At 46.2% G+C, this 17,276-nt stretch carries 20 protein-coding genes; all 20 read right to left on the reverse strand.

Features of this window, described 5'->3' with window-relative positions:
- Positions 1-18: 18 nt before the first annotated feature.
- The 20 genes from atpG to OO778_RS16675 all read right to left on the reverse strand — a co-directional run bounded on the left by atpG (position 19) and on the right by OO778_RS16675 (position 16,864).
- Positions 19-885, reverse strand: coding sequence for a F0F1 ATP synthase subunit gamma (atpG, locus tag OO778_RS16580; RefSeq protein WP_005394082.1), 867 nt, complete (start codon positions 883-885; stop codon positions 19-21).
- Between the two features lie 44 nt (positions 886-929).
- Positions 930-2,471, reverse strand: coding sequence for a F0F1 ATP synthase subunit alpha (gene atpA, locus OO778_RS16585; protein WP_005394084.1), 1,542 nt, complete (start codon positions 2,469-2,471; stop codon positions 930-932).
- A 13-nt stretch (positions 2,472-2,484) separates the two neighbouring features.
- A complete protein-coding gene (atpH, locus tag OO778_RS16590) occupies positions 2,485-3,018 on the reverse strand; it encodes a F0F1 ATP synthase subunit delta (RefSeq protein WP_005394085.1) in 534 nt (177 codons plus the stop codon).
- A 14-nt stretch (positions 3,019-3,032) separates the two neighbouring features.
- On the reverse strand, positions 3,033-3,503 hold the full coding sequence (atpF, locus tag OO778_RS16595; RefSeq protein WP_031780375.1) for a F0F1 ATP synthase subunit B: 471 nt from the start codon (positions 3,501-3,503) through the stop codon (positions 3,033-3,035).
- Between the two features lie 74 nt (positions 3,504-3,577).
- On the reverse strand, positions 3,578-3,832 hold the full coding sequence (gene atpE, locus OO778_RS16600; protein WP_002540812.1) for a F0F1 ATP synthase subunit C: 255 nt from the start codon (positions 3,830-3,832) through the stop codon (positions 3,578-3,580).
- A 57-nt stretch (positions 3,833-3,889) separates the two neighbouring features.
- The gene (atpB, locus tag OO778_RS16605; RefSeq protein WP_005378922.1) at positions 3,890-4,702 is read right to left on the reverse strand and encodes a F0F1 ATP synthase subunit A; all 813 of its coding nucleotides are present in this window, start codon (positions 4,700-4,702) and stop codon (positions 3,890-3,892) included.
- A gap of 8 nt (positions 4,703-4,710) precedes the next feature.
- Positions 4,711-5,100: a F0F1 ATP synthase subunit I gene (locus OO778_RS16610; protein WP_005378921.1), complete on the reverse strand. Its 390-nt coding sequence runs from the start codon at positions 5,098-5,100 to the stop codon at positions 4,711-4,713.
- A 189-nt stretch (positions 5,101-5,289) separates the two neighbouring features.
- Positions 5,290-6,171: a ParB/RepB/Spo0J family partition protein gene (locus tag OO778_RS16615; RefSeq protein WP_264910435.1), complete on the reverse strand. Its 882-nt coding sequence runs from the start codon at positions 6,169-6,171 to the stop codon at positions 5,290-5,292.
- 24 nt (positions 6,172-6,195) lie between these two features.
- Positions 6,196-6,969, reverse strand: a complete 774-nt coding sequence (locus tag OO778_RS16620; RefSeq protein WP_005383838.1) for a ParA family protein — start codon at positions 6,967-6,969, stop codon at positions 6,196-6,198.
- Positions 6,970-6,979: 10 nt separating this feature from the next.
- Positions 6,980-7,615: a 16S rRNA (guanine(527)-N(7))-methyltransferase RsmG gene (gene rsmG / locus OO778_RS16625; protein WP_005394093.1), complete on the reverse strand. Its 636-nt coding sequence runs from the start codon at positions 7,613-7,615 to the stop codon at positions 6,980-6,982.
- A complete protein-coding gene (gene mnmG / locus OO778_RS16630; protein ID WP_005394094.1) occupies positions 7,615-9,510 on the reverse strand; it encodes a tRNA uridine-5-carboxymethylaminomethyl(34) synthesis enzyme MnmG in 1,896 nt (631 codons plus the stop codon). Before mnmG ends, rsmG begins: the two co-directional genes overlap by 1 nt.
- Before the next feature lie 477 nt (positions 9,511-9,987).
- Entirely contained in the window at positions 9,988-10,422 is a 435-nt protein-coding gene (gene mioC / locus OO778_RS16635; protein ID WP_005394096.1) for an FMN-binding protein MioC, read from the reverse strand.
- A 100-nt stretch (positions 10,423-10,522) separates the two neighbouring features.
- Positions 10,523-11,884, reverse strand: a complete 1,362-nt coding sequence (mnmE, locus tag OO778_RS16640) for a tRNA uridine-5-carboxymethylaminomethyl(34) synthesis GTPase MnmE (protein WP_256954464.1) — start codon at positions 11,882-11,884, stop codon at positions 10,523-10,525.
- 117 nt (positions 11,885-12,001) lie between these two features.
- Positions 12,002-13,624, reverse strand: coding sequence for a membrane protein insertase YidC (gene yidC, locus OO778_RS16645; protein ID WP_256954463.1), 1,623 nt, complete (start codon positions 13,622-13,624; stop codon positions 12,002-12,004).
- 2 nt (positions 13,625-13,626) lie between these two features.
- Positions 13,627-13,884 (reverse strand): membrane protein insertion efficiency factor YidD, encoded by a 258-nt coding sequence (yidD, locus tag OO778_RS16650; RefSeq protein WP_005378822.1) that lies wholly within the window; start codon positions 13,882-13,884, stop codon positions 13,627-13,629.
- A complete protein-coding gene (rnpA, locus tag OO778_RS16655; protein WP_005394102.1) occupies positions 13,851-14,174 on the reverse strand; it encodes a ribonuclease P protein component in 324 nt (107 codons plus the stop codon). The genes yidD and rnpA overlap by 34 nt, the downstream gene beginning before the upstream one ends.
- 46 nt (positions 14,175-14,220) lie before the next feature.
- Positions 14,221-14,355 (reverse strand): 50S ribosomal protein L34, encoded by a 135-nt coding sequence (gene rpmH / locus OO778_RS16660; protein WP_005378825.1) that lies wholly within the window; start codon positions 14,353-14,355, stop codon positions 14,221-14,223.
- A gap of 242 nt (positions 14,356-14,597) precedes the next feature.
- Entirely contained in the window at positions 14,598-15,335 is a 738-nt protein-coding gene (locus OO778_RS16665; RefSeq protein ID WP_264910436.1) for an amino acid ABC transporter ATP-binding protein, read from the reverse strand.
- Positions 15,332-16,003 carry an amino acid ABC transporter permease gene (locus tag OO778_RS16670; protein WP_005378829.1) on the reverse strand — a complete coding sequence of 224 codons (672 nt, stop codon included), beginning with the start codon at positions 16,001-16,003 and terminating at the stop codon, positions 15,332-15,334. The genes OO778_RS16665 and OO778_RS16670 overlap by 4 nt, the downstream gene beginning before the upstream one ends.
- Positions 16,004-16,117: 114 nt before the next feature.
- Complete coding sequence (locus OO778_RS16675) at positions 16,118-16,864, reverse strand: amino acid ABC transporter substrate-binding protein (protein ID WP_005378831.1); 747 nt, start codon at positions 16,862-16,864, stop codon at positions 16,118-16,120.
- Between the last annotated feature and the right edge of the window lie 412 nt (positions 16,865-17,276).

Raw genomic sequence — 17,276 nt, forward strand, 5'->3', positions numbered from 1 at the left:
ATTTCGTTTTACCTAAGCTTAAACCGCAGCTGCACCACCAACGATTTCCGATAGTTCTTGTGTGATCGCAGCCTGACGGGCTTTGTTGTACACAAGTTCCAAATCGTCAATCAAGTTGGTTGCGTTATCCGTTGCAGCCTTCATCGCAATCATTCGAGCCGCTTGTTCACAAGCAAGGTTCTCAACCACACCTTGGTATACCTGAGACTCTACGTAACGCACTAGTAGCGTATCCAGTAGAGGTTTTGGCTCAGGCTCATAGATGTAGTCCCATGAGTGCTCACGCTGCATCTCTTCGCTGTCCGATTTAGGCAAAGGTAGCAATTGATCGATCGTTGGTTGCTGAACCATAGTATTCACAAACTTGTTGAATACTACGTATAGACGGTCCAGTTCACCTTCATCGTATTTCTTCAGCATTACGCCAACAGAACCGATTAGGTCTTCTAAGCTTGGGTTATCACCCAGGCCAGAAACCTGTGCCGCAACTTTTGCGCCACCATGTTTAAAGAAAGCTGTTGCTTTTGAGCCAACAACGGCAAGCTCAATCTCAGCACCTTTCTCTCTCCATGCTTGCATGTCTGTAACGGCTTTTTTGAACACGTTAATGTTCAAACCACCACACAGACCACGGTCTGTCGAAACGATGATGTAACCAACACGTTTAGCTTCACGCTCTTCTAGGTACGGATGACGGTACTCTAGGTTTGCGTTAGCCACATGACCGATCACTTTACGCATTGTTTCAGCGTATGGACGAGAAGCTTCCATTGCATCTTGAGAACGACGCATTTTTGAAGCTGCTACCATTTCCATCGCTTTCGTAATTTTCTGCGTGCTTTTAACACTACCGATTTTATTACGTATCTCTTTTGCGCCGGCCATCGTTACTCTCCGTTAGTTGGTGGCAGAAACTGCCACCGACCTAATTACCAAGTTTGGGTTGCTTTGAAGTCGTCAGTCAGTTTCTTCAACTGAGCTTCGATTTCATCGTTGTAAGCGCCAGACTTGTCGATCTCAGCTGCTAGTTCAGCGTATTGACCGCGAGCGTACGATAGTAGAGCCGCCTCGAAATCTAGAACTTTGTTAAGTTCTACATCATCAAGGTAACCGCGCTCTGCCGCGAAGATAGTTAGAGCTTGGTCAAATACAGACATTGGAGCGTACTGCTTCTGCTTCATTAGTTCTGTTACTTTTTGACCATGGTCTAGCTGTTTCTTCGTTGCTTCATCAAGGTCAGAAGAGAACTGAGCAAATGCTGCTAGTTCGCGGTATGCAGCTAGTGCTGTACGGATACCACCTGATAGTTTCTTGATGATTTTCGTCTGAGCTGAACCACCTACACGAGATACTGAGATACCTGGGTCAACCGCTGGACGAACACCGGCGTTGAATAGCTCAGTTTGTAGGAAGATCTGACCATCGGTAATCGAGATTACGTTAGTCGGTACGAATGCTGAAACGTCACCTGCTTGAGTTTCGATGATAGGAAGAGCAGTCAATGAACCAGTCTTACCTTTCACTTCACCGTTAGTGAAACGTTCTACGTACTCTTCGTTTACACGAGCTGCACGCTCTAGTAGACGCGAGTGTAAGTAGAATACGTCACCTGGGAATGCCTCACGGCCTGGTGGACGTTTAAGTAGTAGAGAGATCTGACGGTAAGCTACCGCTTGCTTAGATAGGTCATCGTAAACAATCAGTGCGTCTTCACCGCGATCGCGGAAGTATTCACCCATCGCACAACCTGCGTATGGCGCTAGGTATTGCAGCGCTGCAGATTCAGAAGCTGATGCAACTACAACGATAGTGTTTTGTAGTGCGCCGTGCTCTTCTAGTTTGCGAACTACGTTAGCGATAGTCGATGCTTTCTGACCAATTGCTACGTAGATAGAGAAAATACCAGAGTCTTTCTGGTTGATGATCGCGTCGATCGCCAGTGCTGTTTTACCAATCTGACGGTCACCGATGATAAGCTCACGCTGACCACGACCGATTGGGATCATTGAGTCAACTGACTTATAACCAGTTTGCACAGGTTGGTCTACCGATTTACGGTCGATTACACCTGGTGCGATCACTTCTACAGGCGAAGTCATTTTCGCTTCGATTGGACCTTTACCATCGATAGGCTCACCCAGCGTGTTTACTACGCGGCCTAGTAGTTCTGGACCAACTGGCACTTCAAGAATGCGGCCAGTACCTGTAACTTTCATGCCTTCCTTAAGGTCAGCATATGGGCCCATTACAACCGCACCAACCGAGTCACGCTCAAGGTTAAGTGCCAGTGCATAACGGCCACCCGGTAATTCAATCATTTCACCTTGCATCACGTCCGCTAGGCCGTGGATGCGGATGATACCATCGCTTACCGATACGATAGTACCCTCGTTGCGAGCTTCACTAACAACTTCGAAAGATTCGATGCGTTGTTTGATTAGATCGCTAATTTCCGTGGAATTAAGTTGCATGCTCCAATCCCCATTAAGACTGCAATGCATCGCTCAGGCGGTTCAAACGACCACGCGCTGAGTCATCGATGACTAGGTCTCCGGCTCGAATAATAACCCCACCAAGTAGGGTCTCATCTACACTGCAATTCAGCTTCACTTTGCGTTCAAGACGCTTTTCAAGTTTGCTGCCAATGTTTGCAAGTTGCTCATCAGAAAGTTCTGTTGCTGAAATGACTTCAACATCGATTTCTTTCTCATGCTCTTTCTTCAGAGTGTAAAACTCTGTGCAAACATCAGGAAGGGCCGCTAAACGACCATTCTCAGCCATCACCTTCAAAAGGTTTTGACCGTGCGTATCAACTTGTTCGCCGCAAACTGCAACAAAAATCTCTGCCATTTTATCAGCAGAAACCGAACCGGTTAGAAGTTCGTTCATTTGTTCGTTTTTGGCCACTTCAGCAGCAAAAGATAACATTTGGCCCCATTGGTCCAACTGGTCTTTCTCTAAAGCAAAGTCGAAGGCTGCTTTAGCATAGGGGCGTGCGATAGTAGTCAAATCAGACATATGCGCCCCCAGACTTAAAGTTTTGCAGTAATGTTGTCGAGAATATCTTTTTGCGCATCTTTATCGATAGAACGCTCAAGGATTTTCTCAGCACCAGCTACAGCCAGAGTAGCAACTTGTTTGCGCAGGTCATCGCGCGCACGATTGCGTTCAGCTTCAAGTTCTGCTTCTGCTTGCGCTAGGATTTTCTGGCGTTCTGCCTGAGCTTCCTCGCGAGCTTCATCAAGAATTTGAGACTTGCGCTTGTTCGCTTGTTCGATGATCTCAGTTGCTGTGCGCTTCGCTTCTTTCAATTGATCAGAAGCGTTGGCTTGTGCTAGATCCAAGTCTTTCGCAGCACGTTCTGCTGCTTGAAGGCCATCAGCAATTTTCTTCTGACGCTCTTCGATCGCTTTCATCAATGGTGGCCATACATACTTCATGCAGAACCACACAAATAGTGCAAACGAGATTGCTTGACCTAGCAGAGTTGCGTTTATGTTCACAACAGCTACCCCTCTATTTGGACTTAGTGTTAATCAGTGACAAGCGCTAATCGCTCGTCCCGAGTTAAAGGTGATTAACCTAGTTGACCAACGAATGGGTTTGCGAAAGTGAATAGTAGCGCGATTACGATACCGATCATTGGAACCGCATCAAGTAGACCCGCGATGATGAACATCTTAACTTGTAGCATAGGAGCCATTTCTGGTTGACGTGCAGCACCTTCTAGGAATTTACCACCTAGCAGTGCGAAACCAATCGCTGTACCAAGAGAAGCAAGACCGACGATAATACCTACGGCGATTGCAGAAAAGCTCAGTAAAGTTTCCATTACTATCTCCAATTTATAGTTGTTGGCTTAGTGCCCAAATAAAAAGCTTTAAAAAAATTAATGATCAGGATCTTCGTGTGCCATTGACAGGTAAACAATTGTCAACATCATGAATACGAAGGCTTGAATCGTAATAACCAAGATATGGAAGATTGCCCACGGTAGTGAACCCATCCATTGTAAGTACCATGGTAGCATTGCCGCACAAAGAATGAATACAACCTCACCCGCGAACATGTTACCGAATAGACGCATACCAAGTGATAGAGGTTTCGCCAGTAGCGATACCACTTCAATCAGTAGGTTAAACGGAATCATAAGTGGGTGATTGAATGGATGTAGTGCAAGTTCTTTTGCGAATCCACCTAGACCTTTCACTTTGATGCTGTAGTAAATCATCAATGCAAAAACGCCTAGAGCCATAGCCATGGTGATATTCACATCAGCAGACGGTACAACCTTAAGGTAAGGGATACCTAGCCAATGTTCTGCTGGGTACGGTAAGAAGTCGATAGGAACTAAGTCCATCACGTTCATCAAAAATACCCAACAAAAGATAGTCAGTGCTAAAGGCGCGATCAGTGGGTTGCGTCCATGGAACGTGTCTTTGACGTTATCGGCGACAAATTCAACGATCATTTCTACAGCACACTGAAGCTTACCCGGTACACCCGCTGTTGTTCTCTTCGCTACTTTGTAAAAAATTCCGAGGAAGATTAAACCAGTAAACCAAGAAAAAAACAGGCTATCGATATGTACGTTCCAGAAACTTGTCTCCGACCCTACTAAACCCAACTTATACAGCGATAGGTTAGAAAGGTGGTGGGCAATGTAACCGGACGATGTTAGCGCTTCACCTGGCGCAGCCATAACTCATCCTATTTTTTGTTGTTAATGAATAGCACTGGTGCACAGATATTAATACCTAGTACCAGCAAATAGGTTAGTTTGAGGGGAACAAGTTCCACCTGCATATACATGTAGGCAACATAGAACAGTGCAACCGTGATGAGAATTTTCAGTACTTCACCCGTATAGAAGGAAGCCGCGATGCGCTTGGCAGCGCGAGCCCCACTAAACATGAAAGCACACAGCGCGAATACTGCATTGGCAACAACAAAAATGCCTCCGCCAATCAGCGCTGAAAATCCCCAGTCAGGATTTATGGCTACCGCCATTCCTGCTGCCACAAAAATAACCGCGCCAGACTGGATCATTAACAATTGCCTTGCGAGCTCTCGTCCTGGTCTAGCTAACGCAGCTACCATGTATTCGTACCTCTAGTAATATCCACTTCGCACTAAACTCTCTGTGCTGGGAAATTGGCGAAAATTATACGTTCAGTTCAACGTAAAGCAATTCGATTGCATCAAAAACTTACAGTTTTGTTTACAAAACGACAACTTTCGCACAAAATTCGATTAATTAGATTAATTGACCTAAATCAATTATCTCATCTAGGCCTCAAGCTTGGCAATTAGTTGGTCCAATTTGTGAGGCTCATCAAGACTTATCGTCAATTTCGCTTTTCCGTTTGCAGAACGGGTCAGAGAAACTTTTGCATCAAGCAGCTGACTCAATTTATGCGACATTTGCTCAGCTTCGGTATCTTCTTGTTGCCCTTTTTGCTCATTTTGTGGGGCTAAGCACTTTTTTACTAACTGTTCGGTTTGACGAACAGTCATTTGCTTTTTCGCGACTTGTTGAGCAACCTCAACCTGCTTCTCACCCTGCAAGGCCAATAACGCTCGCGCATGACCCATTTCTAGCAATTTATCCGCAACCAAGCTTTTCACATTGGACTCAAGCTGATTTAAACGTAACAAGTTACTGACCGTCGTTCTCGACTTACCAATCACTTCTGCGACTTGTTGATGCGTAAGCGTAAATTCGTCTTGTAAGCGCTCAAGCGCTTGTGCTTCTTCAATCACATTCAAGTCTTCACGTTGAATGTTCTCAATCAACGCCATGGCAATCGCCGCGCGATCTTCGACTTTCTTCACCAAACACGGCACGCGTTTTAAACCAGCCTGCCTTGCCGCACGCCAGCGGCGCTCACCTGCGATGATCTCAAACTGACCGCTTTCAACCTGGCGAACCACGATTGGCTGAATAATGCCTTGTGACTGAATCGAAGCCGCTAATTCTTCTAGCGCTTCAGGCGCCATATCTTTACGCGGTTGGTATACGCCCGGTTGCAATTGACCAATCGCTAAGTCGGTTAACTCACCGTCTGCCGATAATTCTTGGCTATGCGATGCAATATGCTGTTTTTCACGAGCAAACGAACTGGTCGACAATAACGCATCCAGTCCTTTTCCGAGACCACGCTTAGACATGGGATTGAATTCCTTAGGTTAGAGTTAAACTGGGATTTCTTCGCGGCGGAGCATTTCGCCCGCTAGAGCAAGATACGCTTTGGCCCCTGCAGAGTACTTATCGTAGTACATCGCTGGTTTACCGTGACTTGGCGCTTCGGCCAAACGCACATTACGCGGAATGACGGTACGGTAAACTTTATTGCCAAAGTGTTTTTTAAGTTGATCGGACACTTCATTCGATAGGCGGTTGCGCGGGTCGTACATAGTACGCAGTAAACCTTCGATTTTGAGGTTTTCATTAACCACAGCCGCTAACTTGCTGATTGTGTCCATAAGAGCAGTTAAACCTTCTAACGCAAAGTATTCACATTGCATCGGCACCAGCACAGAATCAGCTGCCGCCATCGCATTGATTGTAAGAAGGTTTAGAGAAGGAGGACAATCAATAAAGATGAAATCATAGTTATCGCGAACTGACGACAATGCATTTTTTAAACGCACTTCGCGAGCGAACACTTCCATCAATTTGATCTCTGCCGCGGTTACGTCACCGTTCGCCGCGATCAAATCATACTTCCCTGTGGTTTGGGTACATACCACTTGATCGAACGGTGTATCTTCGACCAAAAGATCGTATGCGGTGGCATCGACCATATACTTATCCACGCCACTGGCCATCGTAGCATTGCCTTGCGGGTCGAGATCGATCACCAAAACCTTGCGCTTTGTTGCCGCCATCGAAGCCGCTAAGTTAATGCACGTTGTTGTTTTGCCGACCCCACCTTTCTGGTTGGCGATTGCTACAATTTTACCCACGATTACCTCGCTAATTTTCCTTGCGCGATAAGATTACTAGATGACGATCACCTTCCAACTCAGGAACAGCTAAAGATATGATCTCTGTCACACTGCACCATTCAGGAAGCTGATCCATTTCATCTTTAGGGTGCTGTCCTTTCAGCGCTAGAAACACCCCATGCTCTTGTTTCGGCAAATGGTGGCACCATTCCACCATGTCTGTCATTGAAGCAAAAGCTCGACTCAAAACGCCATCAAATTTTTCTTCAGGTTGGAATTCTTCGACGCGACTTTGAATTGGTGTCACGTTTTTCAGCCCTAATGTGTGCACGACCTGCTTGATAAAACGGATGCGTTTGCCAAGACTGTCGAGCAAGAAGAAGGTCTTCTCAGGGTTCATGATTGCCAAAGGTATGCCCGGTAAGCCCGGACCAGTACCAACATCAATAAAGCGCTCACCGGGCAGGTGTGTGCTCACCACGATGCTATCAAGAATATGTTTCACTAACATATCAAGCGGATCGCGCACCGACGTTAAGTTGTACGCTTTGTTCCACTTGTCGAGCAGTTCGACGTAACCGACCAATTGCTCTCTTTGTTGCTCTGACACTTCTAAATCGGTTTTCGCGATCAGTGAATCCAGTTTTGTTCGCAATGCGCTCATTATTCTTCCTCACCTTTCTTCAGCAAACCATGCTTTTTCAAGTGAACAAGTAGAATAGAAATTGCAGCAGGCGTAATACCAGAAATGCGCGATGCAATACCGATGCTCTCTGGTTTGGCTTCACTCAGTTTAGCAACGACTTCGTTTGATAAACCTTTTACATCGCGGTAATCCAAATCAGCAGGTAACTTGGTATTTTCGTGACGTAGTGATTTTTCGATCTCTTCCTGCTGACGCTTGATGTAACCATCGTATTTTACTTGAATTTCAACTTGCTCAGCCGCTTGCTGATCTTCAAGTGCAGGAGCAAACGCTTCAAGTTGCGTCAGTTGCGAATAAGTGATCTCTGGACGACGCAGAAGATCCTCACCACTCGCTTCACGTGCCATTGGGGTTTTCAGCAGCTTGTTCAGCTCATCAACGCCTTCTGATTTCGGATTCATCCACGTTGATTTCAAACGCTGACGTTCCGTTTCCATGTTATTGATTTTCTCGTTAAAGCGAGCCCAACGAACATCGTCAATCAAGCCTAACTCGCGTGCTTTTTCCGTTAAACGTAAATCGGCGTTATCTTCACGTAGCAACAAGCGGTATTCCGCACGAGAAGTGAACATGCGGTACGGTTCTTTCGTACCCATGGTCGATAAATCATCAATCAATACGCCCATGTAAGCTTGGTCACGACGTGGGCTCCAGCCTTCTTTGTCTTGGCTGTACAAGCTTGCGTTTAGACCGGCCATCAAGCCTTGCGCTGCGGCTTCTTCGTAGCCAGTCGTACCATTAATCTGACCAGCAAAGAACAGACCATGAATAAACTTGGTTTCGTACGTTTGCTTCAAATCACGTGGATCGAAGAAATCGTATTCAATCGCATAACCAGGACGAACGATATGCGCATTTTCAAAGCCTTTCATTGAGCGAACGATTTGTACTTGCACATCAAATGGCAAGCTAGTCGAGATACCGTTAGGGTATAGCTCGTGCGTCGTTAAACCTTCTGGCTCAATGAAGATTTGGTGGCTATTTTTATCCGCAAAACGCATCACTTTGTCTTCAATCGACGGGCAGTAACGCGGACCAATGCCTTCAATCACACCCGCGTACATCGGACTGCGATCCAAGTTGCTACGGATCACGTCGTGCGTTTGCTCATTGGTGTGCGTAATAAAACATGGGATCTGACGCGGGTGTTGTTCGCGTTTACCCATGAATGAAAATACAGGGGTAGGGTTATCACCGTGCTGAGCTTCAAGCACTGAAAAATCAACAGTGCGAGCATCAATGCGCGGTGGGGTACCCGTTTTTAAACGATCCACACGGAATGGCAGTTCACGTAATCGATCCGCTAATGCGATCGACGGTGGATCCCCTGCACGTCCGCCTGAAGAGCTCTCCATGCCAATGTGGATCTTACCACCAAGGAACGTACCTACCGTTAGTACGACGGCTTTCGCATGGAAGCGAAGTCCCATTTGAGTCACCACGCCAACCGCGCGGTCTTGCTCAACAATCAGATCATCCACTGACTGCTGGAACAGCGTTAAGTTAGGTGCATTTTCTAATGCGTTACGGACGTACGCTTTGTACAGAGCACGATCCGCTTGAGCTCGAGTCGCTCGAACTGCAGGACCTTTGGAGGCATTTAGTGTACGGAATTGAATACCTGCATGGTCGATGGCTTCAGCCATCAAACCGCCCATAGCATCCACTTCTTTTACTAAGTGACCTTTACCAATACCACCAATCGCCGGGTTACAAGACATCTGGCCTAATGTATCGATGTTATGGGTAAGGAGAAGCGTTTTTTGTCCTGTGCGTGCAGATGCGAGCGCGGCTTCCGTTCCTGCGTGTCCGCCACCGACAACAATGACGTCAAAGTTTTCGTGATAAAGCATGAACTGACCTCAGGTATTCAAAGGGATTTAATGGACAGATAAAGGAGCAGTATTTTACCTGCTTTATGCCACAGAGAAAAACGTTTTCTCGTTTTATCCGTTTTAAGCTTCAAGATAAATATATATAAGATCTATATATATGATCTTTTATTAGATCTACTATTAGGATCGACCGTTTCTGTGGATAACCTAAAAATGATCAACAAGATCATGGATCTTCTTTGGATCATATCTTGTGATCATGATTGGATCAGATCGAGGATTACCTGGGATCAAAAGTAGTAGTTATACACAGGGGGTCAAATTGATCAAAGTTGTTATTGGGGTAACTAAAGGAAAATCACTGGATCTTATTGTAGTTATCCACAGCTCGTTTGGTTGGTTTTTGAGCAGTTAAACAAAATAATTTGACGGGAGTTATTCACATTGGGGAAAACAGAGCCGAATTTCGACTCTGTTGAAGGGAAAGCGGGGAGCTTAAAAGCGTTCGATATTCTCTTTTAACCATGCCTCAGCGGCGTCTTCGGGTACTGCATGGCTCAGTACATCAATCTTAAGACAATCAGCGAGCGGTGTGGCACCAATGTCCTCTAGTAAATCATAAGCGTGTTGACCAGCGGCGCAGAACGTATCATAGCTTGAATCACCAATCGCAATCACTGCGAACTTTACGTCGGTCATTTTCGGCGGGGTATTTTGTAATGCCGCGATAAAAGGTTGAATATTGTCAGGGTACTCACCAGCCCCATGGGTTGAGGTGATCACCAACCACGTTCCTTGATTTTCGATCTCATCGAGGGACGGTTGGTTGTGGATCGTTGTTTCAAATCCATTCTCGTTGAGTAGATCACTCAGGTGATCCCCTACGTATTCTGCGCCACCTAGCGTGCTGCCTGTAATAATGTGGATCATACTTCTTCCTTATTGAATGCGACGGCTAAAGCTCATGGATGGCTTGCCGTACAAAAAGAAACGCGGTGTGAGTTAAGCTCAGCACCGCGCGTTCGATTATTTACTTCCCGATACAGAATGAAGAGAAGATTCGGCCCAGTAAGTCGTCAGAACTGAACTCGCCGGTAATCTCGTTGAGATGCTGTTGGGTGATGCGCAGCTCTTCTGCCAGTATCTCACCAGCCATATAGCCTTCAAGCTGTTCCTGGCCTATTTGAAGGTGCTGTGCGGCGCGTTCCAATGCATCGAGGTGACGGCGACGAGCCATAAAGCCACCCTCACTATTGCCTGAGAAGCCCATGCATTCTTTTAGGTGTTCACGCAGAGCTTCAACCCCTGCACCAGTTTTCGCTGACAAGCGGATGAGGGTAGGGTTATTGACGTGGCAGATCCCCATGTCTTCACCCGTTTGATCCGCTTTGTTTCGGATCACGGTTATGCCGATATTGTCGGGTAGGCGATCCACAAAGTCTGGCCAGATATCTTTCGGATCGGTGGCATCGGTTGTGGTGCCATCCACCATGAACAAGACGCGGTCTGCTTGAGCGATTTCATCCCACGCGCGCTCGATACCGATTTTCTCGACTTCGTCGGAGGCATCACGCAGACCTGCTGTATCAATGATGTGTAGTGGCATACCATCAATGTGGATATGCTCACGCAGTACGTCACGCGTGGTACCTGCGATGTCGGTTACGATTGCAGACTCTTTGCCTGATAGCGCGTTCAGTAGGCTTGATTTGCCCGCATTTGGACGACCTGCAATCACGACTTTCATCCCTTCACGCATGATCGCGCCTTGGTTGGCTTCTTTACGCACCGCATCTAGGTTGTCGATGATGGCTTGTAGGTCACCAGCCACTTTGCCGTCGGCCAGAAAGTCGATCTCTTCTTCTGGGAAGTCGATGGCTGCCTCAACATAGATACGCAAGTGAATCAGCGACTCAACTAAGGTATTAATGCGCCCTGAAAAGGCGCCCTGTAAGGATTGCAGCGCCGATTTTGCTGCTTCTTCAGAACTTGCATCAATGAGGTCTGCAATTGCTTCTGCTTGAGCGAGGTCGAGTTTATCGTTCAGGAACGCGCGTTCAGAGAACTCACCAGGGCGAGCTGCTCGAATACCATCAATACCTAGAATGCGTTTTATCAGCATATCCATCACGACGGGGCCGCCATGGCCTTGCAGCTCAAGTACGTCTTCACCTGTAAATGAGTGCGGGTTAGGGAAGTACAGAGCGATGCCCTGATCAAGCACAGTGCCATCTTCTGACTTAAACGGCAGGTACTCTGCATAGCGGGGCTTTAGTGTCTTACCCGTGACTTCTAACGCCACTTGGTTGGCTTTAGGGCCTGATACTCGAATAATACCGACACCGCCACGACCAGGCGCGGTCGCTTGAGCGACAATCGTATCTGTAGTCATAATTTTGCCTTTTGAGCTGGGCTCAAATTGAGCCATAACTTTAGTTAGCTGAATTGTAATCAGCCAAAAACAAAAAGGCGACCTTTTGGCCGCCTTTCTCAATCATTTCCTAAAAGGTTACTTGCTGTGTAAGCCTTTTTTCTCTAACCCTTTGTAGATCAGAGTTTGCTGGATAAGCGTTACGATGTTCGACACCAACCAGTACAGAACGAGACCTGATGGGAAGAACAAGAAGAAGAAGGTAAACATAACCGGCATAAAGGTCATGATCTTCTGCTGCATTGGATCCGTTACCGTTGTCGGGCTCATCTTCTGGATTAGGAACATAGACGCACCCATCAATAGCGGCAGGATGTAGTAAGGGTCCTGCGCTGACAAGTCGTGAATCCAACCAAAGAATGGTGAGTGACGAAGCTCTACCGATTCCATTAGCGCCCAGTATAGTGCGATGAAGATAGGCATCTGTAGGATAAGAGGTAAACAGCCACCTAGTGGGTTCACTTTCTCTTTCTTGTACAGTTCCATCATTTCTTGGCTCATGCGCTGACGGTCATCACCGATGCGCTCACGCATAGCTTGCAGCTTAGGCTGAAGCATACGCATTTTCGCCATAGACGTGTATTGCGCTTTTGTTAGTGGGTACATCGCACCACGAACGATGAAGGTCAGACAGATGATTGCCACACCCCAGTTACCAACAAAGCTCTGGATGAATGAAAGCAACATATGAAGAGGCTTCGCAATGAACCATAACCAGCCGTAGTCCACTACTAGGTCTAGGTTAGGTGCCACTTCTGCCATTTCATCTTGCAGTTTTGGACCAACCCAAAGTGTTGCTTCAAACTTAGCCTGATCGCCTGTTGCGATAGTTTTGTTCGGCATACGAACGCCGATGTCGCCTAGGTTGCCAATTACACGAGTGTATAGGTTAGTACCTGGTTCGTTACGTGGGATCCAAGCTGCGGTAAAGTAGTGCTGAATCATTGCTGCCCAACCTTGGCCATCGGCTAGGTTAAGAGACAGGTTGCGATCCTGCATATCATCAAAGCTGTACTTCTTGTAACGCGTATCTTCTGTTGAGTATGCGCCACCACGGTAAGTAGGCATTGTGATGCTACCACCATCGTCCATTAGGTTTTGACGTAGGTGAGCGTACATACCAAATGTTGCGTTATTGCCTGAGTTGTTCACTACATCGTATTCAACATTAAGCGCGTAGCTACCGCGTTTAAAGATGTAAGTTTTGGTGTATTCGATGCCGTTTGCAGTGAATGTCATCGGAACGCGAAGTTCATCTTGACCGTCAGCTAGAGTGAAGCTGTCTGCACTTACGTTGTAGTGAGGGCGATTTGTGCTGCTCAAGTCGATACCTTGAGGACCCACTAGACCGCTTTGAGCGATAAATTGGTGACCTTGAGCGTCTTTAAGCAGAACAAAAGAATCTGATGAATCTAACTCAGCAGAGTATTCGTTAAGGTTGGCATGTACCACATCGCCACCAACGGTGTCGATCGACAGAGTTAAAACATCAGTCGTTACTGTGATAGTTTTTGCAGAAGCTTGCTGTTGACCTGGAACTGGGTCAAGTTCATCAGCAAAAGATGGTGCAGGTAGAGTGCTGCTTGATTGAGCCTGTTCAACTGCTTGAGGTTCTGGATTCTTTGCAACTTGCCATTGTTGAAACAGCAAAAAAGAAACCAGGGCCAAACCGATGAGCAGGATATTACGTTGAGAATCCATCGTTAGTTATCTCTGTCTTGTTTTTGGACTGGTGGAACGGGGTCATACCCCCCTTCATTCAAAGGGTGGCATTTTAATAGACGTTTGCCTGATAACCAACATCCTTTTACAAAACCGTGAGCTCTCAAAGCTTCTAGCGCGTAAGTGGAACAGGTTGGTGTGAACCGGCAACGAGGACCAATCAAAGGGCTGATAAACCAGCGATACAGATAAACGAGCCCAATGGCTATCCACGTGAAGGGCGAGACAGGCGTTGCCATAGCTTATCAAACAACTTAAAAATTTCCTCATTGCTTAAATCTTGCGCGCTTTTCTTCGCAATCACAACAAAATCTTTGTTTGGAAGCTGATGTTGATTGTTACGAAAGCTTTCACGAGCCAAACGCTTAAATCGGTTACGACCGACAGCCGTTTTGATTTGCTTTTTTGGAACCGCTAAACCTAATCGTGGATGAGAAAGTTTGTTATTGCGAGCAATGATGGTGAAATGAGGCGAGCCAGCTCGATGAGCTTGCTGGAAGACGTTTTGATAATGCTCGGGAGTTAACAAACGTAACTCCCGATTAAACGCGTACGTGTTCAAAATAAACTAGCGATTATTTTGATAGGCGCGCACGGCCTTTTGCACGACGTGCGTTGATAACTTTACGACCGTTCTTAGTTGCCATGCGAGCACGGAAGCCGTGAGTACGCTTGCGCTTTAGAACTGTAGGTTGAAAAGTGCGTTTCATGATAATTACCTTTACTGATCAGTAGTTTTAGGTTCTTGTTAAACCCGGCGTGGGTATTTGCTTTCTTATATAAAGAAGCTCTTTATATAGAGAAGGACAACCGACGCCTCTCAACAAAGAGGCGGAATTGTAATCACACTCACATAATGTGTCAATGACTCAATGAGTACGAAATTCCGGCCGGGCGATTATACGTAGTGTGAGTAAAATCTCAAGGATCAATCGATCCTGATGCTTGATCGTTACTCTATTCCTACTTGGTTAAGGAATTTTTTCAAACGAGGATCTTGTGGATTATCGAAGATATCCTGTGGAGAACCTTGCTCTACGATATTGCCTTCCGCCATGAAGATCACTCTATCAGCGACTTCTTTCGCGAATTGCATCTCGTGCGTCACCACCAGCATGGTTTGATGCTGATTAGCTAACTTCTTCATTAATGAGAGAACTTCACCGACCCATTCAGGATCCAGCGCAGAAGTTGGTTCGTCAAATAACAGCAGTTCTGGTTGCAGCGCCATCGCTCGGCCGATACCCACACGTTGTTGTTGGCCGCCAGACAATGCCGCTGGATAACTATCGCCTTTATCCCCAAGGCCGATGTCATCCAGAATTTGTTGTGCTCGTTTGAGAGCATCGGCTTTTTTCCAGCCTCGAACGGTCACTAGACCTTCGGCAATGTTCTGGCGCGCATTCATGTGGGCAAACAGGGCATAGTTTTGGAACACAAAGCCAGTTCGACGACGCAGCGCTAATACTTCGGCTTTAGTGTGTTTTTGAGTATAAACGGAGATGTCATCTATCGTGATACGACCTTCATCTGCTTGTTCTAGAAAGTTCACCGTACGCAGCAAGGTTGATTTACCCGTGCCACTTGAGCCGATAATCACGATGATCTCACCTTGCTTAATATCGAGGTCGATGCCTTTCAGCACTTCAGTCTCACCAAAACGTTTGTGAATATTTTCTAACTTAATCATCGTACGTACGCCTTATTCAGTTTTGCTTCTGCCCAGATTTGTACGCGAGTCAGAATCACCACCACGCCCCAGTAAATAAGAGCAACCGCAAGGAAAGCTTCAAAGAAACGGAAACTTGATGAGGCTTCCATCTGTGCTTTCGCCATGATTTCGGCCACACCAAGCGTGAAGGCGAGAGACGTTGACTTGATCATATCGATGAAATAGTTCATCAATGAAGGCAGTGCGACACGCGTTGCTTGAGGTAAAATCACTCGGCGCATCGCCTGAGATGTTGTCATACCCACCGACAAGCTCGCTTCCATCTGGCTACGATCAATACCAATAATGGCGGCACGAATACTTTCCGCCATATAAGCGGCAAAGTGCAGCGTTAAACCGATCACCGCTGCTGAGAAGGCGTCGATACCCACCATCAATGGGAAAATTTGTGGTAAGCCGTAATAAAGCAGGAAAAGCTGAACTAAGAGAGGGGTGCCACGGAAGAAGCTGATGTACAGTTGGCTTAATTGATCCAGAACTGGCAGTTTAAATACGCGAATATTGGCTAAAATGACGGATAAAATCAGTGAAAACACCAATCCCCATGTCGCCATTTCCATGGTAGTGCCAAGATATTTCAGCAATATCGGCAGCAGTTCCAACATGTAATTAAAGTCAAATCCCATACGGCTTACCTAAAGGCTAGAGAAAAGAAAAGGTGGAAAACAAGTTCCACCTTTATGTAAGTTTATTTTAGTCCGAGAGTGATACCACTTTGCGGCCTAAAGTACAAAGAGTTCTTATTTCGTGATGTCAGCGCCAAACCACTTCACGGAAATTTTCTCTACTGTACCATCTGCGCGCATCTCAGCCAGTGCTTTGTTTACTTCTTCTTGCAGCTTACGACCTTTCTCGTTGTCCACGAAAGGCCATGCGTTTTGAATGGTTTCAAACGGTTCGCCCGCCAATTCCAAAGGAAGACCGGTTTTCTTAATCAGCTCTAATGCAGAAAGACGATCCATTACAAATGCATCTGCACGACCGAGTGCCACATCATGTTCGATACCAGTGTCGTACGTTTTGATGTTGATCTTGCCATCTTTGTCGTACTGACGAAGCAGTTGCTCGAAGTTGGATCCTAGATTCACAGCAACGGTTTTGCCCGCAAGATCGTCAACACCTTTGATGCTGTCGTTGCCTTTACGCACGGTAATTTGTGCGCCATCTACAACGTAAGGGTCAGCAAATAGGTATTTGGCTTTACGCTCATCAGTCATGGTGATTTGGTTGGAGATCGTATCGATGCGACCGGTTTCTAGCAGACCAAATAAACCAGAGAAGTTAGCGGTTACGTATTCGATTTTGTAATCGTTGCGTTTGCCGATTTCATCCCACATGTCGACTTCAAAGCCTTGTAGCTTATCTTGCTTTACAAAAGTAAACGGGAAGTAGCGACCTGACATACCAACTTTGACTTCAGTAGCGGCTTGTACGGTTGCTGCCGACAGTGCAATGGCTGCAACGGCAACCTTAATCCAGTTTTTCATAATACATCTCCATAATTTTATGGTTGGAAATACTACTGTTAGTTAGCTCAATTAAATAAATAACCAAGAGCAATAACCTAGACCTGTGAGTTATTAGATAATAGAAGAAGAATGTTACATGTGACGAAAATGCGAACTGAACCAGGGGAAATGATCGACAAAATCAGCATTGGGAATAAAATAATACACAGACTTATCACCAATCACTCGATCTTGTGAATTTTGCCCAATTGTGGATCGTTGTGTGGGCAAATTTGGGGCAAGGTGTGTTGATCTCATCAAGTTTGCAGAAATAATTGTGAATAACTTGGATCTTATTCACTGGATCGTCGATCAATCGCTGGCGATCTTGGTTATCAACAGGTAAAATTGCCAGTCTTTTCCGATAATTCAATTACTCAGTGGGGGCACC

This window comes from Vibrio sp. STUT-A16 (assembly GCF_026000495.1).
In the GTDB taxonomy this organism is placed as follows: domain Bacteria; phylum Pseudomonadota; class Gammaproteobacteria; order Enterobacterales; family Vibrionaceae; genus Vibrio; species Vibrio diabolicus.